Annotated in this window: 27 protein-coding genes and 1 other annotated feature; of the genes, 10 read left to right on the forward strand and 17 right to left on the reverse strand. The window is 55.0% G+C overall.

Going from position 1 to position 24924, the window contains the following annotated elements; genetic code table 11:
- The first annotated feature begins 62 nt into the window (after window positions 1-62).
- The gene (locus tag KV190_RS04840) at window positions 63-860 is read left to right on the forward strand and encodes a TIGR01548 family HAD-type hydrolase (protein WP_460194833.1); all 798 of its coding nucleotides are present in this window, start codon (window positions 63-65) and stop codon (window positions 858-860) included.
- Here KV190_RS04840 and rnhA read toward each other — a convergent pair.
- The 7 genes from rnhA to secE form a co-directional block, all read right to left on the reverse strand.
- Entirely contained in the window at window positions 793-1272 is a 480-nt protein-coding gene (gene rnhA / locus KV190_RS04845) for a ribonuclease HI (RefSeq protein WP_460194834.1), read from the reverse strand. The two genes, KV190_RS04840 and rnhA, sit on opposite strands and share 68 nt — an antisense overlap.
- Window positions 1273-1351: 79 nt before the next feature.
- The gene (gene rplL, locus KV190_RS04850; protein WP_460194835.1) at window positions 1352-1753 is read right to left on the reverse strand and encodes a 50S ribosomal protein L7/L12; all 402 of its coding nucleotides are present in this window, start codon (window positions 1751-1753) and stop codon (window positions 1352-1354) included.
- A gap of 75 nt (window positions 1754-1828) precedes the next feature.
- On the reverse strand, window positions 1829-2356 hold the full coding sequence (rplJ, locus tag KV190_RS04855; protein WP_460194836.1) for a 50S ribosomal protein L10: 528 nt from the start codon (window positions 2354-2356) through the stop codon (window positions 1829-1831).
- An 18-nt stretch (window positions 2357-2374) separates the two neighbouring features.
- Window positions 2375-2507: a sequence feature (ribosomal protein L10 leader region), on the reverse strand.
- Between the two features lie 27 nt (window positions 2508-2534).
- Complete coding sequence (gene rplA / locus KV190_RS04860) at window positions 2535-3251, reverse strand: 50S ribosomal protein L1 (protein ID WP_460195227.1); 717 nt, start codon at window positions 3249-3251, stop codon at window positions 2535-2537.
- Between the two features lie 84 nt (window positions 3252-3335).
- Entirely contained in the window at window positions 3336-3761 is a 426-nt protein-coding gene (gene rplK / locus KV190_RS04865) for a 50S ribosomal protein L11 (protein WP_011056150.1), read from the reverse strand.
- Between the two features lie 14 nt (window positions 3762-3775).
- Window positions 3776-4459, reverse strand: coding sequence for a transcription termination/antitermination protein NusG (nusG, locus tag KV190_RS04870; RefSeq protein ID WP_460194837.1), 684 nt, complete (start codon window positions 4457-4459; stop codon window positions 3776-3778).
- 30 nt (window positions 4460-4489) lie between these two features.
- On the reverse strand, window positions 4490-4705 hold the full coding sequence (secE, locus tag KV190_RS04875) for a preprotein translocase subunit SecE (RefSeq protein WP_460194838.1): 216 nt from the start codon (window positions 4703-4705) through the stop codon (window positions 4490-4492).
- Between the two features lie 95 nt (window positions 4706-4800).
- Here secE and KV190_RS04880 point away from each other — a divergent pair, with 95 nt between their 5' ends.
- Window positions 4801-5682 (forward strand): alpha/beta fold hydrolase, encoded by an 882-nt coding sequence (locus KV190_RS04880; RefSeq protein WP_460194839.1) that lies wholly within the window; start codon window positions 4801-4803, stop codon window positions 5680-5682.
- 6 nt (window positions 5683-5688) lie between these two features.
- Here KV190_RS04880 and KV190_RS04885 read toward each other — a convergent pair whose 3' ends face one another.
- Complete coding sequence (locus tag KV190_RS04885; protein ID WP_460194840.1) at window positions 5689-6483, reverse strand: hypothetical protein; 795 nt, start codon at window positions 6481-6483, stop codon at window positions 5689-5691.
- 176 nt (window positions 6484-6659) lie between these two features.
- Between KV190_RS04885 and KV190_RS04890 the strand changes: the two genes are divergently transcribed.
- Entirely contained in the window at window positions 6660-9668 is a 3009-nt protein-coding gene (locus KV190_RS04890; RefSeq protein WP_460194841.1) for an alpha-mannosidase, read from the forward strand.
- Here KV190_RS04890 and KV190_RS04895 read toward each other — a convergent pair.
- Window positions 9665-10102, reverse strand: coding sequence for a single-stranded DNA-binding protein (locus tag KV190_RS04895; RefSeq protein WP_460195228.1), 438 nt, complete (start codon window positions 10100-10102; stop codon window positions 9665-9667). The two genes, KV190_RS04890 and KV190_RS04895, sit on opposite strands and share 4 nt — an antisense overlap.
- Window positions 10103-10280: 178 nt before the next feature.
- Between KV190_RS04895 and KV190_RS04900 the strand changes: the two genes are divergently transcribed.
- Genes KV190_RS04900 through KV190_RS04910 form a run of 3 tightly spaced genes read left to right on the forward strand, consistent with a single transcriptional unit; the run spans window position 10281 to window position 12684 of the window.
- A complete protein-coding gene (locus tag KV190_RS04900) occupies window positions 10281-11579 on the forward strand; it encodes an NAD(P)/FAD-dependent oxidoreductase (protein WP_460194842.1) in 1299 nt (432 codons plus the stop codon).
- 40 nt (window positions 11580-11619) lie between these two features.
- Window positions 11620-12195 carry a Tll0287-like domain-containing protein gene (locus KV190_RS04905; protein WP_460194843.1) on the forward strand — a complete coding sequence of 192 codons (576 nt, stop codon included), beginning with the start codon at window positions 11620-11622 and terminating at the stop codon, window positions 12193-12195.
- Between the two features lie 12 nt (window positions 12196-12207).
- On the forward strand, window positions 12208-12684 hold the full coding sequence (locus tag KV190_RS04910) for a DUF3122 domain-containing protein (RefSeq protein ID WP_460194844.1): 477 nt from the start codon (window positions 12208-12210) through the stop codon (window positions 12682-12684).
- Here KV190_RS04910 and KV190_RS04915 read toward each other — a convergent pair.
- From KV190_RS04915 to KV190_RS04925, 3 genes are read right to left on the reverse strand one after another with little or no spacing between them, the layout of a single operon-like run.
- Window positions 12681-14096: an anthranilate synthase component I gene (locus KV190_RS04915; RefSeq protein ID WP_460194845.1), complete on the reverse strand. Its 1416-nt coding sequence runs from the start codon at window positions 14094-14096 to the stop codon at window positions 12681-12683. The two genes, KV190_RS04910 and KV190_RS04915, sit on opposite strands and share 4 nt — an antisense overlap.
- Complete coding sequence (locus KV190_RS04920; RefSeq protein WP_460194846.1) at window positions 14054-14956, reverse strand: energy-coupling factor transporter transmembrane component T family protein; 903 nt, start codon at window positions 14954-14956, stop codon at window positions 14054-14056. The genes KV190_RS04915 and KV190_RS04920 overlap by 43 nt, the downstream gene beginning before the upstream one ends.
- A 9-nt stretch (window positions 14957-14965) precedes the next feature.
- Window positions 14966-15697, reverse strand: coding sequence for a PspA/IM30 family protein (locus KV190_RS04925; RefSeq protein ID WP_460194847.1), 732 nt, complete (start codon window positions 15695-15697; stop codon window positions 14966-14968).
- A gap of 239 nt (window positions 15698-15936) precedes the next feature.
- On the opposite strand from KV190_RS04925, the gene KV190_RS04930 reads away from it, so the two are divergent.
- Window positions 15937-16251 carry a pentapeptide repeat-containing protein gene (locus tag KV190_RS04930; protein WP_460194848.1) on the forward strand — a complete coding sequence of 105 codons (315 nt, stop codon included), beginning with the start codon at window positions 15937-15939 and terminating at the stop codon, window positions 16249-16251.
- On the opposite strand, the gene KV190_RS04935 is transcribed toward KV190_RS04930, so the two are convergent.
- A complete protein-coding gene (locus KV190_RS04935; RefSeq protein WP_460194849.1) occupies window positions 16252-17352 on the reverse strand; it encodes a histidinol-phosphate transaminase in 1101 nt (366 codons plus the stop codon).
- Window positions 17353-17466: 114 nt separating this feature from the next.
- Between KV190_RS04935 and KV190_RS04940 the strand changes: the two genes are divergently transcribed.
- Window positions 17467-18408 (forward strand): DnaJ C-terminal domain-containing protein, encoded by a 942-nt coding sequence (locus tag KV190_RS04940; RefSeq protein WP_460194850.1) that lies wholly within the window; start codon window positions 17467-17469, stop codon window positions 18406-18408.
- A 1-nt stretch (window position 18409) separates the two neighbouring features.
- Here KV190_RS04940 and panB read toward each other — a convergent pair whose 3' ends face one another.
- On the reverse strand, window positions 18410-19195 hold the full coding sequence (gene panB, locus KV190_RS04945) for a 3-methyl-2-oxobutanoate hydroxymethyltransferase (protein ID WP_460194851.1): 786 nt from the start codon (window positions 19193-19195) through the stop codon (window positions 18410-18412).
- A 117-nt stretch (window positions 19196-19312) separates the two neighbouring features.
- Here panB and KV190_RS04950 point away from each other — a divergent pair, with 117 nt between their 5' ends.
- Window positions 19313-20836 carry a bifunctional aminoglycoside phosphotransferase/ATP-binding protein gene (locus tag KV190_RS04950; RefSeq protein WP_460194852.1) on the forward strand — a complete coding sequence of 508 codons (1524 nt, stop codon included), beginning with the start codon at window positions 19313-19315 and terminating at the stop codon, window positions 20834-20836.
- 45 nt (window positions 20837-20881) lie between these two features.
- The gene (locus KV190_RS04955) at window positions 20882-22168 is read left to right on the forward strand and encodes a homoserine dehydrogenase (RefSeq protein ID WP_460194853.1); all 1287 of its coding nucleotides are present in this window, start codon (window positions 20882-20884) and stop codon (window positions 22166-22168) included.
- Here KV190_RS04955 and cysW read toward each other — a convergent pair.
- The 3 genes from cysW to KV190_RS04970 are packed head-to-tail and all read right to left on the reverse strand — an operon-like array spanning window position 22165 to window position 24858.
- Window positions 22165-23004, reverse strand: a complete 840-nt coding sequence (gene cysW, locus KV190_RS04960; protein WP_460194854.1) for a sulfate ABC transporter permease subunit CysW — start codon at window positions 23002-23004, stop codon at window positions 22165-22167. The two genes, KV190_RS04955 and cysW, sit on opposite strands and share 4 nt — an antisense overlap.
- Window positions 22991-23842, reverse strand: a complete 852-nt coding sequence (gene cysT / locus KV190_RS04965) for a sulfate ABC transporter permease subunit CysT (protein ID WP_460194855.1) — start codon at window positions 23840-23842, stop codon at window positions 22991-22993. Before cysT ends, cysW begins: the two co-directional genes overlap by 14 nt.
- Window positions 23842-24858, reverse strand: coding sequence for a sulfate ABC transporter substrate-binding protein (locus tag KV190_RS04970; protein WP_460194856.1), 1017 nt, complete (start codon window positions 24856-24858; stop codon window positions 23842-23844). Before KV190_RS04970 ends, cysT begins: the two co-directional genes overlap by 1 nt.
- Window positions 24859-24924 lie beyond the last annotated feature (66 nt).

Below are 24924 nucleotides of genomic sequence, written 5' to 3' on the forward strand. Positions count from 1 at the left end.
AAAGGCCATCCTTTATAATAACCAATCAGGCCAACTGCATACAAGTTTCTGGAGAACTACCGTTGAGTCCCCCCTGTGCCTGTGTCTTTTTTGATATTGATGGGGTAATTCGCGATGTGAGTCGTTCCTATCGCCGTGCCCTAGCGGATACCGTCGAGCATTTTACGGGGGGTGCCTATCGTCCGAGTCAAAAGGAAATTGACGACCTCAAGGCGGAAGGCTGCTGGAATAACGACTGGGAAGGGTCGCGTGAACTCATCTACCGCTACTTTGAACGCCAAGGGAAACCCCGCTCCCAAGTGCCCTTGGACTATGAACGCCTAGTGATCTTTTTTGAGGAGCGCTATAGCGGCCAAAATTGGTGCGGTTATATTCAAGATGAGCCGTTGCTGGTGGATATTGCCTATTTTCAGGCTCTTGATCAGGCACAGATCCGCTGGGGGTTTGTCAGTGGTGCCACGCGGGACTCGGCAGAATATGTTCTGAAACACCGCTTGGGTCTGGATCAGCCCCTTTTGATCGCCATGGAGGATGCCCCCGGCAAACCCGACCCCACAGGACTCCGCATGGCCTACCGTCAAGCCACAGCTCAAGAAACCATTCCTACCTTTTATGTGGGGGATACAGTGGCGGATATGCAGACCGTTGTCAATGCCCGCAAGGAACAAGCAACAACGCCGTGGATTGCTTTAGGGGTGATTCCGCCCCATGTCAAGCCCGAAGATCGGCAACCCTATGGCGATCGCCTGCGCGCAGCGGGAGCCAGTGCAGTTTTTGAGCACACGCGCGACATTACCCCAGCGGTGGTGGCAGCGTTCTTAGGGCAATTGGCTGCCCACGACTCAAACTGCGGGCAATAAGATCGCAGCGTTCATTGCCGACATCGCCACTATGGCCGCGCACATGGTGCCACTGGACTAAGGGATCATTGAGGGCATCTAACTCCTGCCACAGGTCTTGGTTGAGAACGGGCTTTTTAGCGGCTGTTTTCCAGCCCCGCCGTTTCCAGTTGTGGATCCACTCCGTAATTCCCTTGAGGACATATTCGCTGTCGGTGTAAAGGGCGATCGCGCTCCCCGGAGCCAGTTGGCGCCATGCCTTGAGAGCTTCAATGGCCGCCTGCAATTCCATGCGATTATTTGTGGTCGCGGGGTGATGTCCTCCCAGTTCCTGCACAGAGCCATCGGCAAAGTAAATGACCACGCCCCAGCCCCCCGGTCCCGGATTGCCTTCGCAGGCACCATCGGTATAGATGGCACGAATATGGGTCATGAGTTTCTATACTCTTCAAAGGTTGCAAATAAAAAAGGGTGGCCAGAAGACCACCCCCGAAACAAATGGATACCAAAGACTACTTGATGCTGACTTTGGCGCCGGCTTCCTCGAGTTCTTTCTTGGCAGCTTCGGCGTCTTCTTTGGTGGCACCTTCTTTCACGGGTTTGGGCGTGGATTCCACCACTTCCTTGGCTTCCTTCAGACCCAAGCCGGTCAAAGAGCGCACCACTTTGAGCACCGCAATCTTCTTGTCGGCGGGGACTTCTTCGAGAATGACATCGAAGGCGGTTTTCTCTTCGACTTCTTCTGCGGGAGCGGCACCACCACCACCACCATTAGGAGCAGCCATCATCATGCCACCGACCGGCGCAGCGGCACTGACACCAAAGGCCTCTTCAATTTGCTTGACCAGCTCAGCGGCTTCCAGCAGGGTCAAGGATTTCAACTTTTCGAGAATTTCATCGGTTGCAGCAGACATTGTAAACTCCTATCGTTTCAAGGTTAGAAAACAAGAACAGGTGGCTTCCCAAGGGAAACCGAGAACAGGATCGATCTATTCCGCACCTTTGTCGGCGATCGCCTGTGTTGCCCGCGCCAAGGAAGCAGGAACCTCCTTGATGCCAATGGCAATCTTCGCTGTGACGGCATTGAGGGTACCAGCAATCTGCGCCATGAGTTGTTCTTTCGAAGGCAGATCACCAATGGCCTTCACTTGCGCTTCGTCAAGGGCCCGTCCCTCCATGACCCCACCGCGTAGGGTGGTTTTTTTCGTGGCCTTTTGGAATTCTTGGTAGGCCTTGATCGTGCCGCCAATGTCATCCTTGACCAAGAGGAACGCCGAAGGTCCCTTGAGGAATTGGGTCATGGGTTGCCAAGTGTCACTTTCTTTGACCGCCAATTCCATCAGCGTATTTTTAGTGACCTTGCAACTGGCATTGCACTTGCGCAAGCGTTGCCGCAAATCCTTCATCTCAGCATCGGTGAGACCTTGGTAGTCAATCACCAGTGCCATTTGTGACTCGCTCAGGCGTTCCTTTAGCTCCGCCACAATTTCTTTTTTGTTTGCTAGCGTGCGTCCCACGCGCATCACCTCCTGTAGTCAGTGAAAGAAAAACCCCAGCAGTGGTGCCGGGGCGATCGCCCAATCCCAACGGATGGACTTCGCAAACCTCGGCAGGAAGATTATGTCTGAGCCAGACCCCTGCGGTCTTCGGTTTCAGTCTTGAGTTGTCCAGTATTGGGCAATAGGCAAGTCCTCCTTAGGCGGCTTCGGCCAGTTTTAGCTCCCGCAGGGCGTTGATGTCCACTTGAATGCTCGGCCCCATGGTGGCGGCCACATAGACACTGCGCCAGTAGCGACCCTTGGCACCACTCGGGCGGTTGCGGTCAATACTCTCTTGCAGTGCCTTGAGGTTGATGAGCAAGTCTTCGGCGCTGAAGCTGGCTTTGCCAAAGAGCACATGGACAATCCCAGTGCGATCGGCACGGAATTCCACTTTCCCTGCTTTGAACTCCTGAATGGCTTGGGGCAAGTCAAAGGTTACCGTACCAGCTTTGGGGGATGGCATTAGCCCCCGCGGACCCAGAATCCGACCCACTTTGGCCACTTGGGGCATCATATCGGGGGTGGCAATGAGGAGATCAAAGTCCATCCGCCCCTTTTGAATTTCGTCAATGAGTTCCTCTGAACCCACGACATCGGCACCGGCGGCACTGGCTTCGGTCACTTTTTCACCCCGGGCAATGACCGCCACGCGAATGGTTTGACCGGTGCCTTTGGGAAGCGCCACGGTGGTTCGCAATTGTTGGTCGGTATATTTGGGATCAATGCCCAAGCGGATATGGGCTTCTGCCGATTCAGGAAATTTGGCTGTGGCCGTTTCCTTCAGCAGTTGCAAGGCCTCGAGGGGCGCGTAGGGACGATCCTCCACCTTGGCATAGAGTTCGCGCAGTCGTCGCGAGAGTTTACGCATCAGAATTTACCTCCACGGGGTACGAACGAAACGAAGTTTCTCCCCCAACACAACAAAGGACTCAACAGGAACACACTTAAGAAAGCTTTAGTCAGTAATGGTCACGCCCATATTGCGAGCCGTGCCTTCGATAATCCGCATGGCCGCTTCAATATCGTTGGCATTGAGATCCGGCATTTTCTTCTCAGCAATTTCCCGCAGTTGGGCACGGGTGATGCTGCCCACTTTTTTCTTGTTGGGTTCGCCGGAGCCTTTTTCAATGCCCGCAGCTTTTTGAATCAGCACGGAAGCAGGCGGCGTTTTCAGAACAAAGGTGAAACTGCGATCCTCATAGACCGAAATTTCAACGGGCACCACCATCCCCACTTGATCGGCGGTGCGAGCATTGTACTCTTTGCAGAACATCATGATGTTCACACCGTGCTGACCAAGGGCCGGACCAATGGGGGGAGCAGGGTTGGCTTTACCCGCTTGAATGGCAAGTTTAATAACTGCGACGACCTTTTTCGCCATAGTGAGTTAGCGTCCTAATCTACTTTTTCCACTTGAGTCACTTCGAGTTCGACCGGGGTTTCGCGGCCAAAAATCGAGAGTAATGCTTTCAGTTTGCTGCGCTCAGCACTGACTTCAATCACCTCTCCCTCAAAGTCCTTAAAGGGACCATTGAGAACTTTGATCTTATCACCACTGTTGAGATCAATGCGGTGAACGGGTTCTTGTTCTTGGGCTTTGCGGAAGATGCGATCCACTTCGGCCGGACTCAGGGGCATGGGCTTGACGTGACCGCGGCCGCGGCCTGTACTGCGGCGTTGCTCAGCACCAACAAAGTTAATCACATTGGGGGTGTTTTTAATCACCTGCCAAGCTTCGTCATCAATTTGCCATTCACCGGTTTCGGGGGACTGCTGTGCCCGCACTTGGACAAGAACATAACCGGGAAAAACTTTTTCCTCAATGGTTTGCCGCGAGCCATCTTTTTTGATTTTGATGACGGGAGTTTGGGGAATTTCAATGCGAAAGATGCGATCGGCCACATCCAGCGTATGGAGCCGCTGCTCGATGGTGCTTTTCACTTTTTTTTCGCAGCCAGAGGCCACTTGCACGGCATACCAAAACCGTTTGACCTTACCCGCTTGATCCCCTTCGGCCACTTCAACGGTGTCGTCAAGAGGATCGCTCAGATCAGAATGATCAGTAAATTCACTCACCATAGGCGCGTACTCGTAGAAATCTTTGGCTGTCTAGAAAATCAGTGTGGCCAGCCAACGAAAGAGTTCATCCACTAGGTAGATGACCGCAGCCGAAAGGGAAACGATGAGAATGACTGCCGCAGATTCGCCAATCAGACGCTGGCGATCGGGCCACACCACTTTGCTGAGTTCTTCCTTGGTTTCACGGAAAAACTCGGATAGATTAAAGCCACTAGTGGGCTTTTCGCCTTCGGTACTCTTGGTCACGGCGGCACTCCTTAGGGCGGGGGCAGCCCGTTGCTACCCGTTTAATTCAGCGCGATTTATTATCATAGCAGGTTTCTTCTTTTTAGGAAATCCCGATGTTTGATTGCCTGCGATCGCGTACCCTCACAACGGCCATGGGCGAGGTGGCCTACGTTACCAATGATCTCAGCAAGGTTAACCCTGCTCGGCCGCCTCTATTTTTTTGGCATGGCTTTGGCGGTGGCTCGAGCCGCTATGAGTGGTCGGCGGTTTATCCGGCCTTTGCAGCCGAGTATCCTCTTTTTGCGTTGGATTTGCCCGGTTGGGGTGCCTCTGAGCATCGCGATCAACCCTATACGGTGGTGGCTTATGTGGATCACTTGCTAGAGTGCCTTGGTCAATTGACGGCAGAACCAGCGGTGGTAATCACGTCGTCACTGACGGCAGCCTTTGCCATTCAAGGGGCGATCGCCCACCCCCAACGCTTCCGTGGCCTGATTCTCACCTGCCCAACAGGGTTGAGTGATTTTGGTCAAGATTACCGCCAGACTCCCCTTGCCCAGATTGCCCGCCAGCCCTATGTGGATATCGCCTTTTATCGCCTCGGCGTGGCCAATGCCCTGAGTGTGCAGTCCTTTATGGCCAATCAACAGTTTGCCCGACCTAGCCGCATCAGCCCGGAAATGGTTGCCACCTATACCGAAGTGGCGCAGTCGGCAGGGGCAGAATTTGCCGCACTGGCCTTTGTGCGGGGTGATCTCTGCTGCGACCTCAGTCGCTTCTTGCCCCATTTGACGGTGCCGACCTACATCGTTTGGGGAGAACAGGCAAAACTCCCCCCTGTGGCCGTGGGTCAACGCTTGGCACAGTTAAACCCCGAAGCGATTCGTGCCTTTGATGTGATGCCAGAGGTGGGACTGACGCCGCAGTTGGAGTGCCCTGCCGTGATGATTGGCTGGATTGATCGCTACCTTGGCCAGTTGCTGGCTTCCCCTTGAGGCGATCTAACGCTGGGCATTGGCAGTGGCGGGTAGGGTTGTGCCATAGACACGGGGGCGATCGCCCTGGGCCAATTGCGTGCTGCCTTGAGTATCCACTGCCCAAATTGTGGCTTTGGGGTTCCCCATGGTTTGGGTTTGAAAGAGCACCCGTTGCGGATCCGTTGTGCTCCAGCCCAAGAGGGTGGCAAAGTCGTATTCATCAGCGGTGGGATAAACCGTGGCCACATGACCCACCCCCGCCTGCCAAATCCACGCGCCATCGCTAATTAAATCGGTGGCAAACAAGCCGCCAAGCTGCCGCACCAAGAGACGATTGCCTGTTTCTGACCAGCCAACTGGAACTAGTACTGCAATCAGACCTTGGCCTTGGGGCACCTCTGCCAAAAATTCAGGCGGCATTTCCTTGAGGCTTTCAATGCGCTGCCGGCTGCCGCTCTGGCGATCGCGAATTTCAAGAACGCTCACCAATTGTTGCCGTTGCGCCTCGGGATCAGCCGTAAAGTAGAGGGTGGCCTGTGCGACATAGCGGCCATCGGGAGAGACATATTGGGGCGTCTGCTGAGTGAAGCGGAGGGATTTCTTGGCTTTGAGGGCAGCGGCGTGGCCGTCGTCAATCCATTTCCAAGGGAGCGGGAAGGGACTCTGGAGGGGATCCGCCACAACGGTTTCTACGGGTTGATCGGGGGCAGGGGGGCGCTGGGATTGGGCAAGTGTCACTGGGGCGATCGCGAGGGCTGTCAGTATCCCACAGACTGAGGAGATCAAAAAGCCCCGCCACGGCTCAAATCGGGTTACCATGAGGTCACTCCTCTGAAATAACGTTTGCTTATTTTATTGACAGTTTGGTTAAACGAATGACGACGGCTCCTCACACCTCTAGCATAGCAATTGGCCTAGGCCGATCGCAGGAAAATTAACGAAGTTTTATGCTCCTGACAGAATTAGTCAAAAAATCTCGTGACTATTTGCATTCATTGGCAGTCATTGAGATTCATGCCCAGTGGTTTCCCCTCAGCTCCCCCTCGTTCAAAGAGGCCGGGACGACCCCCTATGCCGTGAATGCTAAAGGTCATCTCGCGTGGCCCAAGGGGCGGCACTCCCTCTGGTTGGGGCAGCGCATCACGGTACCTGCGACGGTTCAAGGCTATAGTGTGGTGGGTTTAACTCTACGCCTTGATCTCACGTGGTGGGCGGATCAGGCAACGGTGTATGTCAATGGTCAGGCGGTGCATCAGGGGGATTTGTTTGATCATTCGGTGAGTCTGTGCTTAGGGGAGGCGGTGACCCCCGGCCAAACGTGGGAGGTGGTGTTGCATCTTGTGAGTCCCGGCCACGATGACGGTGCGTTGGTAAGATCAGGCCTGCGGTTTGAATCGCCAACGGGAGTGGATCCCGACTTTATTGCCACTGAGTTGGACATTTTGGCGATCTTTGGTGAAACCCTCAACCTGCAACCCCTTGAACCCCTGCTGAAGGAAGTTTTAGAGAGCCAAGGACAGCGCCCCATCTTAGATCCGCTGCTGGCGGAGATCCACGAGAAAATGCAGGCGATCGCCACCCCTTTACGGGACTTCACAATACACCTGTGCGGCCATGCCCATTTGGACTTGGCGTGGCTCTGGCCGATCGCGGAAACGTGGCAAGTGGCACAGTCCACTTTTAGATCCGTATTGCAGCTTAAGGAACGCTATCCCGAACTCACCTTTACCCATTCCACCCCCGCCCTCTATGCCTATTTGCAGATCCATGCCCCAGAACTTTTTGGGCGGATTCAGGAAGCCGTGGCAGCGGGTTGGTGGGATGTGGCGGCAGGCCTTTGGGTCGAACCGGAACTCAATCTCATTCATGCTGAGTCCATTGCCCGTCAGATTCTCTATGGGCAGCAGTACGTGCAGCAGGCCTTTGGTGACATTAGCCCGATTGCGTGGTTGCCCGATACCTTTGGCTTTCCGGAACGGCTCCCCAGTTTCTTGGCTCAGGGGGGCATTCGCTACTTTGTCACCCAAAAATTGCGCTGGAATGACACCACGCACTTTCCCCACGGTTGGTTTGTCTGGCGGGATGTGGCGGGGGCAGAGGTGAATGCCCTGATGTCGGCGCCCATTGGCGAAGGGATTGATGCAGTGAAAATGGCTGCCTACGCCCAAGAGTGGTGGCAACAAACGGGATCGCGGCGCAGTCTCTGGCTCCCCGGTGTCGGCGATCATGGCGGTGGACCAACAGCAGACATGTTGGCACGGGTGCGACGCTGGCAACACCTCGGTGGCATTGGCCCACAGTGGCAATGGACAACGGTGCGGCAGTATTTAGATCAACTTGCCCAAGAAACACCGCCAACCACGCAGTGGCAAGGCGAATTGTATTTAGAATTCCATCGCGGTTGCTACACCAGTCATGGCGATCAAAAGGCTGCCCACGATCGCGCCCAACAACAACTGCAAGAGGCGGAACGCTGGTGTGCCCTCGCGGCAATCACAACGTCTTTTTCCTACCCCAGAGAAGAACTCAAAGCCTGTTGGCAACAACTTCTCTTTAACCAGTTTCATGATATTCTTCCCGGCTCCTCGATTCCAGAGGTTTATGCCGAGGTGAACCCAACATGGCAGCAACTGCTGACAACCACAGAAACGTTACTGGGGGCGGCGCAAACGGCTCTGTGTGCGTCTATAGACTACGGCGAACCCCCCGTGGCAGGGGCAATTCCTGTGGTCATTTTCAATAGTGGGGTGGGCGATCGCGCCGGAGTTGTCCACATTGACTTGGCGCAGCTACCGCAGGCGATTCCCTCTTGGCGGGTTTATTGTCCACGGGGCGACTACGATTTACCAGCGCAGTTGAATGCTCCCCAAGGTTGCCTGACGTTTCGTACCCCTGAGGTGCCGGGAATTGGCTACACGCTGCTGTGGCTCTGCCCGCGATCGCGCCCTGATACCTTACCAACCCCCCCCTTGGGCTATGTCTTGGAAAATAACTATCTCCACGTTGAAATTGATCCAGCAACAGGGGAAATCACCAATCTGTATGACAAGTTGAATCATCGTCCCTGCTTGGGCGATCGCGGTAATCAACTGCAATTTTTCCGTGATCAGGGGCAATACTGGGATGCTTGGAACATTGACCCCAACTATGGGCAGCACCGACTGACGGGGGCGACCCTAGAGGCCATTGAATGGGTGACGTGGCATCAATTGGAGCAGCGACTACGGGTCAGGTGGCGCTTTCAGTCCTCGCAGATTCAGCAGGAGTATGTGTTGCAGTATCAAACCCCGTGGCTGCGCATTGATACGGTAATTGACTGGCAGGAGGAACATATTCTCCTCAAGGCGGCTTTTCCCTTGGCAATCAGTGCTGAACAGATCACCTGTGAAACTCCCGGCGGCGTTACGCTGCGCCCGACACTTCCCAATCCCCACCTCAGCGACCATGAGCAAACAAAATGGGAGGTGCCCTTTCTAACGTGGGTGGATTTGAGTACGCCAGAGTATGGGGTGAGTCTTTTCAGCGACTGCAAGCATGGCCTTGATGCCCAAGCGAATCAACTGCGATTGACCCTGTTGCGATCGCCCACATGGCCAGATGCCAATAGCGATCGCGGTCAGCACCGCTTCAGCTATGGTGTGTTTCCCCATAGTGGCTCGTGGCAAGGGGCCGGTGTCCCGCAGCAGGCGGCTCAGTTTAATCAACCCCTGAGGGGAAGAATTACCCCCACCCATCCATCGGGAGCATTACCGCCCCACGCTCAGCTTCTCCATTGGTCGGATGCCCGCATTGAATGCCTTGCCCTCAAACAAGCAGAGGATAGACAGGGTTGGCAATTGCGAGTAGCAGAAGTATCTGGAGAAGGGGGCACCTTGGAACTGCACTCAACGCTGATCCCATGGCAGATCAAAGCACCGCAAACACTCTTAGAGACGCCCGCAGGGGATGCAAACGCAGTGACCCTCAGCCCATGGCAAATTCAAACTTTCCGACTACACCCCTAGAAGGGTACCTCATCTAGGTTAATATCTTCGGGTTCGGGGGGTGGGGGTGCCACCTTTGGTGTGACAGGTGCGGTGGCTGTGGGTGTGGCCATTGGGGTGGCTGCGGGCTGGGCGGGATGATCCACAATGTTGCCCTCAACGGTGTAGAAGCGGCTCACTACTAATTCGGCGCGTTTTTCTTTGAAGCCTTCGGGGCGGTCAATGGTGTCCATTTTTAGCCGACCTTCGAGGATCAGGCGATCGCCCACTTTGCATTCTGCCTGCATTTTTTGCCCTAAATTGCCCCAAGCCACTGTCCGCAAACTCATGGGTGGCTCTTCACTGCGCAGGCTGGCAAACTGCACCACCATTGTCGCCACCGCCATCTGATTTTCTTGGGTGTAGCGCAGTTCTGGCGCTTGAATCACTTCTGCAAAGAGGACGCAACTATTCATCCGATGGGCTTCCAACAGGTCGTGTTCTTTCCAGTATAGTCCCAACGGCTGCCGCGACAAGGCCACAGGATCAATACAGGGCGACTCTGGGGTTCTCCTTAGCACAGACGGCTGTAGCCAATTTTATCTTCCTATACTACCATATAGTTAATTAAATAAATTTGCAGAGGATACGGTCATGGCACGGGTGGTTGTCCTTGGGGCGGGCATTGGCGGATTGCCCACAGCCTACGAATTGCGACATCGTTTGGGCGATCGCCATCAAGTGGTGTTGGTCTCCGATGTGGATCGCTTTACATTTATTCCGGGGTTGGTGGCAGTTGCCCTGGGACACAATTCCCTCGAACGTCTGCAAGTGCCCTTAAAGACCGTGAGCCAGCGCCATGGGTTGCAATGGGTGCAAGGCAAAGTCCAGCAGATTGACCCTAAAGCCAAGAAGGTTTACTTACCTGAGCACACCCTTAACTACGACTATTTAGTGATTGCCACAGGGGCAGAACTTGCCCTCGATCTGATTCCCGGCCTTGGCATCCATAGTCATTCGGTGTGTAGCCCCGCCCACGCAGTTGCCGCCCATCGAGCATGGCAAGAGTTTCTCAAGGATCCAAGGGACTTAGTTGTGGGTGCGGCACCGGGAGCCAGTTGTTTAGGGCCTGCCTATGAATTTCTGTTTTTGGCGGAACATGCCCTGCGGCGCCATGGGTTGCGCGATCGCGTCAAGATTACGTTTATTACCCCTGAACCCTACATCGGCCATCTGGGGATTGGCGGCTTGGCCAACAGCGATCAACTCACCCTAGACCTGATTGCGCAGCGGGGCATTGAAACCATCACTAATGCCGAGATCAGCGCCATTGAGCCGCATCGGATTTTATTGCGGGATGGGCAGGTGATTCCCTTTGGCTACAGCATGATTTTGCCACCTTTTCGCGGGCCAGCCTTTGTACGCGCCTCTGGTCTTGGCAATGAAAAGGGATTTTTGCCCCTGCTGCCCACGCTTCAGCACCCCGACTATCCTGAAATCTATGGGGTCGGCATCAGTGTTCACCTGCCGCCGATAGAAGTTACCCCTGTACCTATGGGCTTGCCCAAGACGGGTCAAATGACCGAGGAGATGGCGATCGCTGCGAGCCACAACATTGCCGTTGCCCTTGGGGAATTAGCGGCTGAGCCTGTGGTGCCGACACTGGATGCCCTCTGTTTTGCTGACTTTGGTGATACGGGTATAGCCTATATTGCCGCTCCTGTGATTCCTGAGACCCTTGGGCAGAAGCGCCGCTTGGCCTACGCCATTCAAGGATTGTGGGTGAGTTGGGTCAAGGCTGTCTTTGAGCGCTACTTCCTGCTGAAAATGAGATGGGGTCTAAGTGTTCCTTGGTTTGAACAGTGGGGACTGCGGCTCTTCTTTGGCCTCTCCCTTGTGCGTTCCCTGCAACCCACCGTGTTCCCAGAACAGCAACCAACCATGAAAGTTTGATAGATAAACATTGACAAAATTCCATAAAGGAGCAATTTCTATGGTGCGCATCTTTCTCATGGGGCTATTGATGGTATCCCTATGGCTCCACGGTTCCCCGGCCACGTTGGCCAGTGTGAATCCCGATGAACTGGGGAAAGCCGTAACCGCCATTGAACAACTGGATCAAATGCGCATTGGTCTTGCCTCTACCCTAGAGGGCAGTACTACCGAACCCACCCTTGACACCTTTAAGGCCGTCTGTGCCCCCGTGGGCAAGAAAGCCAAGGAAATTGCTGCCGCCAATGGCTGGCAAGTGCGTCAGGTGGCCCTCAAGTATCGCAACCCCAACCATGCCCCGCGCACAGCGCTGGAAGTGCAAGCCCTCAATCGCTTTGATAACAATCGTCAACTCCAAGCCTTTTGGCAAACCGATAATGAAGGGGTGCACTACTTCCGTCGCATTGATGTCCAAGCCAGTTGCCTTGCCTGTCATGGGGCGAAAAATCGCCGTCCTGCCTTTATTCAAGAAAAATATCCCAGCGATCGCGCCTATGACTTCCGCGTTGGCGATCTGCGGGGCATGTACGCTGTGACCATTCCGCAAATTCAACAGGCACTCCAAACCTCACCCTAGGGAGGAACTTCGATGAAACGTTGGCAGCGTTTTTTGCTTGTGATCCTGCTGGTCATTCCCCTGTGGCTGGCGGTATCCCCCAGTAGTCCTGCCATGATTCGCACGATTGAAGAGGCTCCCAATCAAGTGGTGGTGCAGTCGCGGCATCAATTGCGCGATAATCGTGGCTTCACGTGGCAGGTGATTCTTTTTTCCCGTCGTGACCAGTTGCAGTTGCGCTTGGTGGGGTTTCCCGAGCAGTACCACTTTCGCCATCCCGATCCCTTGGTGCTGATCACGTCGAGCGGTCAAACCCTGACAGCCATAGATGACTTTCCCAAGGCAGACAGCGTTGCCAATGTGGGACAGTTTGACCTGTTGCCCCTCGCCTCGCAATTGCCCAAGAGTGAATCCTTGGTACTGCGTCCGCCCCTAGAGGAGCAGGGGATTGAGATTGCTGTGCCCGCCGCTGTGGTGATTGAGTGGCACGCTCTCATTGAGGGAGCCTAAGAACGGGGGCTGATGGGCGTGGGTGTTCCGAGGGCAAGGAGCAGGGCTTGGGCTTTGCTCAGGGATTCTTGCCATTCCCGCTGTGGATCACTGTCGGCTACGATACCGGCGCCCACCTGTCCCCAAGTTGTCTGGCGATCGCCCGCCACCAAGAGGGTGCGAATGAGGATATTCAAGTCTAGATGCCCCCGCTGATCCCAGTAGCCACAGGAACCGTAGAACAAATTGCGGGGAAAGGGTTCAAGAGCCGCCAAAATCTCCATGCAGCGCACCTTGGGACAGCCCGTAATCGTGCCACCGGGAAAGAGGGCACGGATCACATCCACAGGGGACAACCCCGACTGCAATTTGCCGCGAACATTGCTCACCAAGTGAATCACATGACTGTAGTACTCCAGCGTTAGGAGTTCATCCACCACCACACTGCCCCACTGGCACACTCGCCCCAAGTCATTGCGCTCTAAATCCACGAGCATGATGTGCTCTGCCTGTTCCTTGGTATTTCTAAGCAGTTCCTCGGCCTGGGCGCGATCGCCCGCTGGGGTTTGGCCGCGCGGACGGGTACCGGCAATGGGTCGCGTTTGCACCCTATCTCCCTGAACTTGCACCAAGCGTTCCGGTGAGCAACTGACAATGTAACCCCAAGGAGTCTGCCAAAAACTGGCAAAGGGAGAGGGGTTAATTTGCTGAAGCCGCAGGTATTGTTGCCAAGGATCAACACGCCCGTAATGGCAAAAGCGTGCCGACAGATTGGCCTGAAAAATATCCCCGGCGCGAATATGGCCGAGAATCTGCTGCACCGCCGCTTGGTAGGTATCGGGTTGCCAGCCAGCGGCTAATTCAATGCTGCCGGGGCGATCGGGCACCCAGAGAGATGCCTCAGGGGGTGTTTCCGCAAGCGCTTCTTGCAGCGCCGCCAGTTGACTAGGGGTCGAAGCCGCCAAGTAGAGGAGATCTTCCTGATGATCCAAGACGGCAAAGGCTGCGGGTTCATACCAAAAAGCCACTGGAAAAGGGAGAGGATCCGGTTTGAGAGGGGGGAGGGCTTCAATTTCCCACGCCAACTCATACCCCAACCATCCTAACCAACCACCAGTAAAGGGCAGATGGCGCACCGCTTCGGGAACCGCTTCACATTGAGGAAACCTTTGTAGGGTCGGCAGCACTTGACCTAGGGAGAGTGGCCACTGGCGATCGCCGCGGGGGGAGCCCGCACAAATGGAATAGCGAGCTTGGGGGGTGGGGGCTTGGGCTGGACTTTCGAGGAGGACGGCAATCGGCTCCGCCAAAAATAACTGCTGAAAGACGGCGCGACCCGTACGACCCCGCAGCGGCAAACAGCACCATAGCCACGGCTGACAGGGCAATATCAATGGTGTGTCACCCCCAACCAACCCAAACGAACCAGCCAAAATAGTCCCATCCCCCCGAGAGCCAGCCAATCTCGCCGCTGCAATCGCAGATGGTGCCAAGGATTATCGTAGGTTCCCGGTTCTTGGAAGCCCCGCACCTGCATCGCACAGGCCACCTGTTCTGCCCGCAGGAGTAAATTGTCCAACAGCCGTACCGCTAAGGTGAGCCACAGCTTGATACTGCCCTTAATGCCCACCAGTCGCCAATTGATGGCACGAGTCCGCACTGAGCGGCTCAGGTTTTGCACCTCTTCCAAGACCAAGGGAATAAACCGCAGCGACAGCGTCAAGGTCAGGGCAATTTCGGCCACCGGCAGCTTAAAGCGTTTCAGGGGCTGCATTAGATTTTCCAAGCCAGCGGTGACTTCCTCAGGGGCAGTGGTGAGCAAAAACAGATGCGTACTGTAGAGGAGCGTAAACAGCAGGGTACTCAGTCGTAACCCCAAATCCAGCGATCGCTGGGAGACTTGCAGATGAATCGGAAACTGACCCACTTGGGTATGAAACTGCCACAGGATATAACTGTAACTTGTGGGCGGAACTGTCGCTGCCAAAGGGCGGCGGGGTTGATAGGTGACAGCCATCCCATCGGGCATCAAAGCCGTGATCACCAGAATTAAACTACCCACCAAGAGGAGCCACAGCAGTTGCCGCCGCCACACCCGCGCGGGAATTCCCCCTAGGAGGGTCAGGAGAATTAAACTGACCACTAGCCCCAACCGCCAAGTGACATCCGCCAAAATGGGTGCCAACAGAAACGTCATCAACCATGCCAGCTTGACCCGTGGATCAAGGCGATGCAGCCAAGTCACAGGTTGTTCAAGGTATAGCCCCAAAGGGAGCGATCGCAACAGATCCATGGAAAATAATTAGTTCTTCTCCAGTTCCCGCCGCAGGGCTTCCAACTCTGGATCGTAGGCAGGGGTGCTGCTGGGTGACAGTTGCGGATTCGCCAATTCTGCCTTCAGCCGTGCCAAATCATCATCCACACTGCCGGCTTCGAGGGCGGCAAACTTGGCTTCGAGGGTATCGCTATTGAGTTCAGCCACGGCTTGGGAGCGAGCCTCCATTTCTTGAACCCGTTCCTCCATGCGCTCAAAGGCGGCCATGGGGGCATTGGTGTTGATGCTGCTAAAGGTTTGTTGCAGTTGCTCTGAGGCCTTGGCTGCCCGTGCCCTTGCCACCAGCATTTCTTTACGGGTTCTCGCTTCAGCAATCTTGCTTTCAAGCTGCTGCATTTGTTTTTTGAGGGCTTCCACTTGGGTCACGGACTGCTCCAGTTGCCCCTTGAGTGCCATAGCTGCATTCAGTGCTGTTTTTTTGCGACTCAAGGCCTCAAGCGCTAGTTGCTCATCCCCATGTTGCAGGGCAATTTTGGCACGGCGCTCCCACTCAGCCGCCTGCTGTTGATTTTGGTTGAACTGTTGCTCTAACCGCTTCTGGGAGGCGATCGCTTGGGCGACGGCTTGCCGCAGGGTCACCAGATTGTCCTGCATTTCAATCATGGTCTGCTCGAGGATTTTTTCGGGATCTTCGGCAGCACCCACCAGCGCATTGAGCCAACTGCGAACCACACGGCTGACGCGATCAAACAGTCCCACAGCGTTATCTCCCTATTGGTTCCTTATCTATAGCAGTATGCCACTTTCTTCAGGCTCTTTGGCCACGAGTCCAAAAAACGGTTGCTGCCCTAGGCTTGGGCTATAGTACAATCATTGGAATACCCATGATGTTTTAGTTAATGTCTGCTTCTTCGGGGCGACCTTCAGACTCCTTTGATAAACACGGTTTTCTCAGTCGCTATGCCCCAGGCATTATTAATCAAAATAGAGCCCATCAAATGCTGGCAGACTATGCCAAAGGGCGGCGTGACTTTCGGCGACTGGATTTGCGCGGTATCACCCTAGAAAACGTCAATTTAGCAGGGGCAGATCTCAGTGGCTCGGATTTAAGCAATGCCACACTGACCAATGTGGATTTGACTGATGCCAAGCTGATTGAAGTTAAGCTGATCAATGCCAAACTCACGGATGTGCAACTGCGCCAAGCCAACCTAAGTCGCGCTAACTTACGGGGTGCGACACTCACACGCACCACCCTAGCGACGGCAACCCTGCGGGGCACAGTCCTGCCCAATGCCCGCTTGTCCGATTAGCTAAAGCGGGTTCAAAAAAGTTTGCAGCCGTTGCCAAAAGCGCTCCGTCTCTGCTGGTGTGCCAATGGTGACTCGAATCCCGCCGGCGATCGCCCGTACAAGGGTCCCCTGACTCCTCAAGGCATCACATAGGGGCTGGGTGTATTGCGGTTCCTGCAAACGGAAAAAGAGGAAATTGGCCACACTCGGCCATACCCGCAGTTGGGGGGACGCCTGAAGCCGTTGATAGAGGCGCTCCCGCTCCGCTAGCACCGTGGGAATCTCTGCGAGCAATGCCGGCCGATGGTCAAGGGCAACTTGCGCCGCCACTTGGGAAAACGTAGGTAGGTTATAGGGCAGACGAACCTTTTCTAAAACTGCAATCACCTCTGCATTGCCAATGGCGTAGCCCACCCGATGAGCCGCGAGTCGAAAGGCCTTGGAAAAGGTGCGCAGAATCAGCCAGTTGGGATGGGTTGCCAAGTCGCCCACCAGTGTCTTGCCCGAAAATTCAAAATAGGCCTCATCAATCACCACTAAAATGTCCTCAGGAAGCTGCCGTAGCCAGTCCACCTCCGCTGCGGTTAGGGGGTTCCCCGTTGGGGAGTTGGGTTGCAGCATAAAGAGAACGCGCACGGGGGGATCCGCTTGGGCAATGAGGGTATTGGCTTCAGCAATTTGCACGGCAAAGGTGTCAGGATCGCGGGGCGATCGCTGGACGGGAATCCCTAGGGTTTGGGCGAGGATCCCGTATATGGAAAATGTCGGCTCGGCCACTAGGATAGAACCGTAGCCCCCGATCGCAGTGGCCAGTAAAATCGAGCGAATAAGCTCATCGGAGCCGTTGCCAACCGCAATTTGGTGTGGGGAGATTTCAGTTGGGCTGTGTTCACTGACATAGTGGGCGATCGCCTGCCGCAGCGGCCAATGGTGACTGTCGGGATAGCGATGACTGGCGAGGGTGCTGACGTACTGTTGAGCTAACGCCTCCTTAAGGGCAGTGGGCAAATCCCACGGAAACTCATTGGTATCGAGGTAATCCAGTTCTAGCGGTAGGGAGTCGCTCGTGGGGGTGGAGTAGGCGCGGAGGTTGCTCAGTTCTGGACGAAGAAACGTCGCCATGCCAAGACGGTATAAAGGGATTCAACTATAATAGCACTGAGCTTTTTGCCCTAATTTGCTGCCAGCCCTGACACTCAATCTTCATCTTTTGATTACGTAGAGGCGAATGTTCCTATGGCGCGTACCGACTTCAAAGATTACTACGAAATCCTCGGGGTCAGCAAAAATGCCACGGATGCCGAAATTCGGCAAGCCTTTCGCCGCCTTGCTCGCAAGTATCACCCCGACTTAAATCCGGGGGACAAAGAGGCAGAAGCTCGTTTCAAGGAAATTAACGAAGCCCACGAAGTGCTCTCGGACCCGGAAAAGCGACGCAAATACGATCAATTTGGTCAGTATTGGCAACAGGCCAGTGCAGCGGGGGCGGGGGGCTTTAATGTCAATGTGGGCGACTTTGGCGCTGATTTTGGCCAGTTTGCCAACTTTGAAGACTTTATTAATGAATTGCTAGGGCGATTTGCCACCGGCACGACCACAGGGCGTACCCGCACTTGGAGCAGCGCTGGTTTCGATCCATCGCCATTTGGGAGTACCGATATTGATCTAGAGGTACAAATTAGCTTCCAAGAGGCCTTTCAGGGCTGCCAGAAATCATTCAAAATTGGCGATGAACAGGTGACCGTCACGATTCCCGCTGGTATTAAGCCGGGGACGAAGTTGCGGCTGCGGGGCAAAGGTCAATATAACCCCTACACCCAACAGCGGGGGGATTTGTATCTCACGGTACAGGTGGCGCCCCATCCCCTTTTCCGCTTTGAAGAGGATCAACTGGTGATTGATTTGCCGATCACGCCGGATGAAGCGGCTTTGGGTGCCCAAGTTACGGTGCCGACGCCCTCGGGGAATGTGGTTTTGAATGTGCCTGCGGGCACGCGATCCGGGCAATCTCTGCGGCTGCGGGGCAAAGGGTGGCGCAGTAGTAGCGGCATTGCTGGCGATCTCCTTGCTAAGGTACAAATTGTGCCCCCCAAATCCCTGAGTGCCCAAGAAAAAGAACTCTACGAAAAATTGCGATCGTTCCGCACCTTTAATCCTCGCGCCCATTGGCCAGTCTAAGCTACGGAAATTGTCGCGATTTGACGGCTTGGCAGTAGCTCTCAAGGGCGGCGATCGCCTGAGTGCCCAAGTCGGCATACACTTTGGCAAAGGGGGGCACCTGTGGACTCAAGCCCAAAACATCTGCCGTCACCAGCACCTGACCATCACAGTGGGGGCCAGCCCCAATCCCAATCGTCGGAATCTCCAGCTTGGCCGTAATCTGCTGTGCCAAATCCGCAGGAATATGCTCCAAAATGATGCCAAAGGCACCTGCTTCGGCTAGGGCAAGGGCATCCCCTAGAATCGCTTCTGCCCCTTGGGGAGTATTCCCCTGTTGTCGCCAGCCCCCCAATTGATGTACCTGTTGGGGCAACAGACCCACATGACCCAGCACCGGAATTCCAGCCTCAACAAGGCGCCGTGTGGCTGCCTGAACCACAGGTGAAGCACCTTCCATTTTCACTGCCTGTACGTCCGCTTCTTTGATTAAACGCCCCGCCGATCGCAGGGCCTGCTCTGGGCTTTCTTGGTAGCTTAAAAAGGGCAGATCACACACGAGGAAACTGTGGCTGACCCCTCGACGCACCGCCTGCGCATGGTGAATCATCTGGTCGAGGGTCACAGGCAACGTGGTTTGATAGCCAAGGGCAACCATACCAAGGGAATCCCCCACAAGGATCACATCCACGCCCGCCGCATCCAATAGCCGTGCCCACAGATAATCCCAAGCCGTGAGCATTGTAATCGGCTCTCCCTGCTGTTTTTTTTGCTGGAGTTGGGGTAATGTGACGGGGCGACGCACCATAGCCATGTCCACAAGCTTCGTATCCCCATCCTCTAAAGGAACGGTGAAAACGTCAATTTAGCCACAGGGTAGAGAGTCTAGTGATATGATTGGGGCGCGATGTTAGCCATAATACGCATGTCTTTGCCTGCCTTTGTCGAAGCCCTATTAACCCCTGCTGCCTACCCCCATGCAGTCACCACGCCGATTCAATTGCTGCAAACGCATATTTCCTATGTGTTTCTGACGGGGGACTATGCCTACAAGGTGAAAAAGCCGGCGGATTTTGGGTTTTTGAACTTTACAACCCTAGAAAAGCGGCTATTTTACTGTCAGGAGGAGTTACGGCTGAATCGCCGCTTGGCGCCAGATCTCTACTTGGCGGTGGTGCCCATTGTGGCGGTGGGCGATCGCTATTATGTGGCGGATCCCCAAGACCTACCGGCGGGGGCTGCGGTGATTGACTATGCTGTGCAAATGCGGCAATTTGATCAGTCGCAACTGTTTTCTCACCTCTTTGCTGCCAACCAAGTCACCCCGAACCTAATTGAATCCCTCGGCAAAGAACTGGCTCACTTTCACCGCACGGCTGCCACTAGTCCCCACATTAGTGAATTTGGCTCCCCGCGAGCGATCGCCCAAGTGATTAACAATTGCCATGCCTTGGCGGCCCAGTTTGTTGGTCGCTGTCAATCCCCAGAGCAGTATGCAGCGATTCAAACCTTTACCGATGACTTTTTGACGCGGCATCAGGAGTGGTTTGTGCAGCGGCAAGCCGGGGGCAAAATTCGCGAGTGCCATGGCGATCTGCACCTGAATAATATCTGTCTCTACAATGGCAGGGTGCAAATTTTTGACTGTATTGAGTTCAACGAAGAATTTCGCAATATTGATGGCATCTATGACGCCGCCTTTTTGCTGATGGATCTGGAGTTTCGCGGGCGCGGTGACTTGGCCAATCTTTTCCTCAACACCTACTTGGAATGGAGTGGTGACTATGAGGGGGCAGTGCTCTTGCCGCTGTACCTCTGTGTCAGGGCCTATATTCGCGGCAATGTGAACTCCTTGGCCCTCAATGATCCCGCCATTAGCGAGGCCGAAAAGGCACAGATTCAAGCCACGGCTGCGGCCTACTATGAGGCGGCCTATCGCTACACCCAACCGCGCCAAGCCAAGCTCTATGTCATGTGTGGTCTCTCCGGGGCAGGCAAAAGTACACGGGGGCGGGGTCTGGCTCAAGGGGAGCAGGCCATTCAAATCCGCTCCGATGCTGTGCGCAAACACTTAGCGGGCTTACCCCTCGATCGCCGCAGTACGGATTTTCCAGAGGTGGCTCTCTACTCCGAGGCCATGACCCAAAAAACCTATGATCAGCTCTTGGCCTATGCGGAATTGTTGCTGCGTCAAGGCCAAACGGTGATTTTGGATGCGAAGTACGATCGCGTAGCGCTGCGCCAACCAGTGATTGCCCTCGCAGAGAAACTGCACGTGCCCCTAGAGATTCATTTCTGTAGTGCACCCCCGGAGGAATTGCGCCGTCGCCTGAGCGATCGCCAAGGGGATATTGCCGAGGCCACGCCCGATCTCATTACTGCCCAAGTGGCCAGTTTTGAATCCTTTTTGCCTGAGGAGGAACCCTACGTTCGCCATGTATGTGACTAGGTCGAGCGCGACTGATAATAGGAACAGTGCAATAGGACGGGTCTGATGTATCACATTGGTTTACTAGGGTTGGGCACTGTCGGTGGCGGTGTGGCGCAAATTTTGGCGGATCCAGCGGGGCGCCATCCACTGCTCAAGGAACTGGCGATCGCCCAAGTGGGGGTACGGGATATCCATAAACCCCGCGCCATTGCCCTTGATCCGCAACTGTTGACAACAGATTTAGAAAGTATTGTCACTAACCCAGCCATTGACATTGTGGTGGAAGTGCTCGGTGGCATTGAACCAGCGCGATCGCTCATCCTCAAGGCCATTGCCCACGGCAAGCACATTGTCACCGCCAACAAGGCTGTCATTGCCCGTCATGGTGCCGAAATTTTTGATGCCGCCAATGCCCAAGGGGTCTATGTGATGCTCGAAGCTGCCGTGGCTGGTGGGATTCCCGTCATTCAAGCCCTGAAACAGAGCCTAGGTGCCAATCGTATCCACAGTGTCAGCGGCATTCTCAATGGCACCACCAACTACATCCTGACCCGCATGCAGCAGGAGCAAGGGGATTTTGCCCCTATCCTTGCCGATGCCCAACGCCTAGGGTATGCCGAGGCGGATCCCAGTGCTGACATTGAGGGATGGGATGCAGCGGATAAAATTGCTATTCTTGCCAGCCTTGCCTTTGGCGGACGGATTCGCCGCGAGGAAGTGTATTGCGAGGGCATTAGTGGCATCACTGCAGCCGATATTGCCTATGCCGAAAAGCTCGGATTTCGCATTAAGCTGCTGGCGATCGCTCGCCAACTGAGGGGTCAGCCCCTAGAGGTGCGCGTTCATCCGACGCTCGTGCCCCTCGAGCACCCCCTTGCCGGCGTCAATGGCGTCTTTAATGCCATTCTCCTAGAGGCAGAGCCTTTGGGACAGGTGATGTTTTATGGTCCCGGTGCCGGTGCAGGGGCAACCGCCAGTGCCGTCGTGGCGGATTTAATCAACATTGCCGCCCTTCTGCCCCAAGGACGTGCCAGCCATCCCTTGCTCACCTGCCAGCACGATCAGTTTATGCCGCTGCTACCAATGGCGGAGGTGGATAGTCGTTTCTATGCCCGTGTCCATGCTCAAGATCATCCGGGAGTTCTAGGGAAACTGGGTACCTGTTTTGGCAACCACAATGTCAGCTTGGAATCCCTTGTGCAAATTGGCAGCCACAATGAACTAGCAGAAATTGTCATTGTCACCCACCATGTGCGTGAAGGGGAGTTTCGCCAAGCCATGGCAGAGATTGCCCAAATGGCCGATATTGCAGCCGTGCCCTCGATTTTGCGCGTCCTAGGCACCTCCTAGGGGTTGGGCTTGATCCCTGTTTTCCGCTCCAAAATTTCCTTAACCACGAGCGTCACAAGCGCTAGCAAACCAAGGATCACCGCTGCTGCGTAGGCTGACTCTGTGTTGTAGTTTTTGTAGGCGTCTTCGACAAAGAGGGGCAGAGTTTGCGTCAAGCCCGCCACATTGCCAGAGACGACTGCCACAGCACCGAACTCCCCCATCGCCCGCGCATTGGTCAACAAGACCCCATAGAGCAGCCCCCAGCGGATATTGGGCAGGGTGACTCGCCAAAAGGTTTGCCACTCATTGGCGCCAAGGGTTTTTGCGGCTTCCTCCTGCTCGGTGCCGATTTCTTCCAGTACAGGGATGACTTCGCGCGCCACAAAGGGCAAACTCACAAAGGCTGTTGCCAGCACCATCCCCGGAAAAGAGAAAATAACGCGAATATCTAAAGCTTGCAGCCAGCCCCCGAACCAGCCATTGCGGCCATAGACCAGTACCAGCATCAGTCCGGCAACCACGGGGGAGATGGAAAAAGGTAAGTCAATAATGCTGAGCAAGAGGGTGCGTCCCGGAAAGCGATGGCGGGCGATCGCCCAAGCAGCACAGAGGCCAAAGACCGTATTTAAGGGCACCACCACTAAGGCAAGGGCAAACGTCAGCCACACCGCATGGAGAAAATCCGGCTCCAGCAAATTTTCCAGAAAGGGCATGACTCCCTTGTGAAAGGCTTGGAAAAGGACATTGGCCGCCGGCAGCAAAAGCACAAGGGCTAAGTAGGCGATGGCAACGACAATCAAAAGGGCATGCAGCCACGGCTTTTCTTGGGTGGGTGAGGGTTTAACGCTCCGCATAGCGCCGCCCCCACGCTTGCAGCAGATTAATCAGAAATAAAATCGCCAAGGACACCAAGAGCATCACCGTACCAATAATGGTTGCTGCCTCATAGTCATACTGCTCTAAGCTCTGAAACACCAGCACCGAGGCAATCAAGTCCCGAAAAGGGGTGTTGGAGGAAATAATCACAACTGAGCCAAATTCCCCCACTGCCCGTGAGAAGCCTAGGGCAACGCCTGTGAGAATAGCGGGCATCAAAGGTGGCAAAATGACTCGCCAAAAGGTCTGCCCATGGGTGGCGCCCAGCGACCATGCTGCCTCCTCCACATCCTTTTCCATTTCCGTGAGGACGGGCTGCACCGTGCGAATCACGAAGGGCAAGGAAATAAAGAGCATCGCCACCGCCACTCCCCAGCGGCTAAAGGCAATTCTGATGCCGAAGGGCGCCAAGAGGCTACCAATCCAGCCATTTTCGCTATAGACCGTTGCGAGGGTGAGACCCGCTACCGCCGTCGGCAGGGCAAACGGTAGATCCACGACAGCATCAAAGAAGCGCTTCCCCGGAAAGGAATAGCGCACCAGCACCCAAGCAATCAGGGTACCAAAGACGCCATTGATCAGCGCTGCAATGAGGGCAGTGACAAACGTGACTTCATAGGCCGAGAGGGCGATCGCCCGCGTTGCCACCTGCCAAAAATGGAGCGGCCCAGCACTACTGGCACGGCTCAGGAGGGCAGCAATGGGCACAGCCAGCATCACGAGTAAGTAAAAGACCGTGATTCTCCAAACCCAAGGAAACTGCCAGCGCTGTTTCTGAGGAGAGAGTGACGGCGAAATGGGGTGGGTAGCGGTCATCAAGCTTGATTCTCCTGCTGAATTTGATCAAACAGGGCGCCATTCGCGAAAAATTGGGCTTGCACCTTCTCCCAGCCCCCTAAATCTGCCACGGTAAAGAGGGTGGGCACGGGTGGAAACGTCTGCTGATGGGCAGCAAGGACTGTGGCATCTACGGGTCGAAAACCATACTGGGCAAAGATCTCCTGAGCTTGGGGAGTATAGAGAAAGTCAATATAGGCCTGTGCCACCTCCCGTGTGCCATGTTTATCCACGTATTGATCCACAAGGGCGATCGGGTTTTCAATCAGGATATTCACAGGAGGCAGGGTATAGGAAAGGGTCTTGCCCTTTTGACGCGCCAAGATCACTTCATTTTCATAGTTGATCAGGGCATCCCCCTGTCCCTGTTTCAAAAAGGCATCGGTGGCTTCACGGCCATCGCGGGGTAGAGCGGCTACATGGCGAAAGGCTTCAGTCACAAACTGCCGCGCCTGATCAAACGTTCCCCCTGTTTCCGTGACCGATCCCCACAGCGCAAGGAAGTTCCAGCGAGCCGCGCCAGAGGTTTTGGGATCGGCAGTCACAAACGTCACTCCCTCACGAGTGAGATCCTGCCATGTTTGCAGATTTTTCGGGTTGCCGTCACGGGTAATCAGGGCACAGACAGAAGTGGTAACAATGCTGTTGTGGGGGGCTTGGCTAGCCCAATCGGGGTGAATTAACCCTGCCTTGACAATGCGATCGACATCCAAACCAAGGGACAAGTGGACAATATCGGCTTCTAGGCCATCAATTACCGCCCGTGACTGACTGCCCGAGGGACCATAGCTCGTCCGGAAGCGCACTTTTTGTTGATGTTCCTGTTCCCATTGAGCAGCAAACAGGGGCATAATAGCCTCGTGCGCTTTTTTAGTGACCGAGAACGAAGAAAGGGTTAGATTCACCTGAGCAGGGCGACCATCGGGCAGAGTAGCCTGAAATTGACAAGCAGCGGTGAGACCACTGAGACCAACCGCTAGTAAGAACAAGCTCAACCAAACCCTAAAACGCCGCCAATTGACCATTCTGCCATCAATCTACGATAAATCGGTCGGAATACC

This window comes from Thermosynechococcus sp. FA-CM-4201 (assembly GCF_054689355.1).

Coding starts and splice junctions, on each gene's coding strand:
- rnhA (WP_460194834.1), bottom strand. CDS start 1,272: ATGACCCATATTCGTGCCATCTATACCGATGGTGCCTGCGAAGGCAAT.
- rplL (WP_460194835.1), bottom strand. CDS start 1,753: ATGTCTGCTGCAACCGATGAAATTCTCGAAAAGTTGAAATCCTTGACC.
- rplK (WP_011056150.1), bottom strand. CDS start 3,761: ATGGCGAAAAAGGTCGTCGCAGTTATTAAACTTGCCATTCAAGCGGGT.
- nusG (WP_460194837.1), bottom strand. CDS start 4,459: ATGGTGAGTGAATTTACTGATCATTCTGATCTGAGCGATCCTCTTGAC.
- KV190_RS04880 (WP_460194839.1), top strand. CDS start 4,801: ATGTTTGATTGCCTGCGATCGCGTACCCTCACAACGGCCATGGGCGAG.
- KV190_RS04885 (WP_460194840.1), bottom strand. CDS start 6,483: ATGGTAACCCGATTTGAGCCGTGGCGGGGCTTTTTGATCTCCTCAGTC.
- KV190_RS04895 (WP_460195228.1), bottom strand. CDS start 10,102: ATGAATAGTTGCGTCCTCTTTGCAGAAGTGATTCAAGCGCCAGAACTG.
- KV190_RS04900 (WP_460194842.1), top strand. CDS start 10,281: ATGGCACGGGTGGTTGTCCTTGGGGCGGGCATTGGCGGATTGCCCACA.
- KV190_RS04905 (WP_460194843.1), top strand. CDS start 11,620: ATGGTGCGCATCTTTCTCATGGGGCTATTGATGGTATCCCTATGGCTC.
- KV190_RS04910 (WP_460194844.1), top strand. CDS start 12,208: ATGAAACGTTGGCAGCGTTTTTTGCTTGTGATCCTGCTGGTCATTCCC.
- KV190_RS04920 (WP_460194846.1), bottom strand. CDS start 14,956: ATGGATCTGTTGCGATCGCTCCCTTTGGGGCTATACCTTGAACAACCT.
- KV190_RS04930 (WP_460194848.1), top strand. CDS start 15,937: ATGCTGGCAGACTATGCCAAAGGGCGGCGTGACTTTCGGCGACTGGAT.
- KV190_RS04935 (WP_460194849.1), bottom strand. CDS start 17,352: ATGGCGACGTTTCTTCGTCCAGAACTGAGCAACCTCCGCGCCTACTCC.
- KV190_RS04940 (WP_460194850.1), top strand. CDS start 17,467: ATGGCGCGTACCGACTTCAAAGATTACTACGAAATCCTCGGGGTCAGC.
- panB (WP_460194851.1), bottom strand. CDS start 19,195: ATGGTGCGTCGCCCCGTCACATTACCCCAACTCCAGCAAAAAAAACAG.
- KV190_RS04950 (WP_460194852.1), top strand. CDS start 19,313: ATGTCTTTGCCTGCCTTTGTCGAAGCCCTATTAACCCCTGCTGCCTAC.
- KV190_RS04955 (WP_460194853.1), top strand. CDS start 20,882: ATGTATCACATTGGTTTACTAGGGTTGGGCACTGTCGGTGGCGGTGTG.
- cysW (WP_460194854.1), bottom strand. CDS start 23,004: ATGCGGAGCGTTAAACCCTCACCCACCCAAGAAAAGCCGTGGCTGCAT.
- cysT (WP_460194855.1), bottom strand. CDS start 23,842: ATGACCGCTACCCACCCCATTTCGCCGTCACTCTCTCCTCAGAAACAG.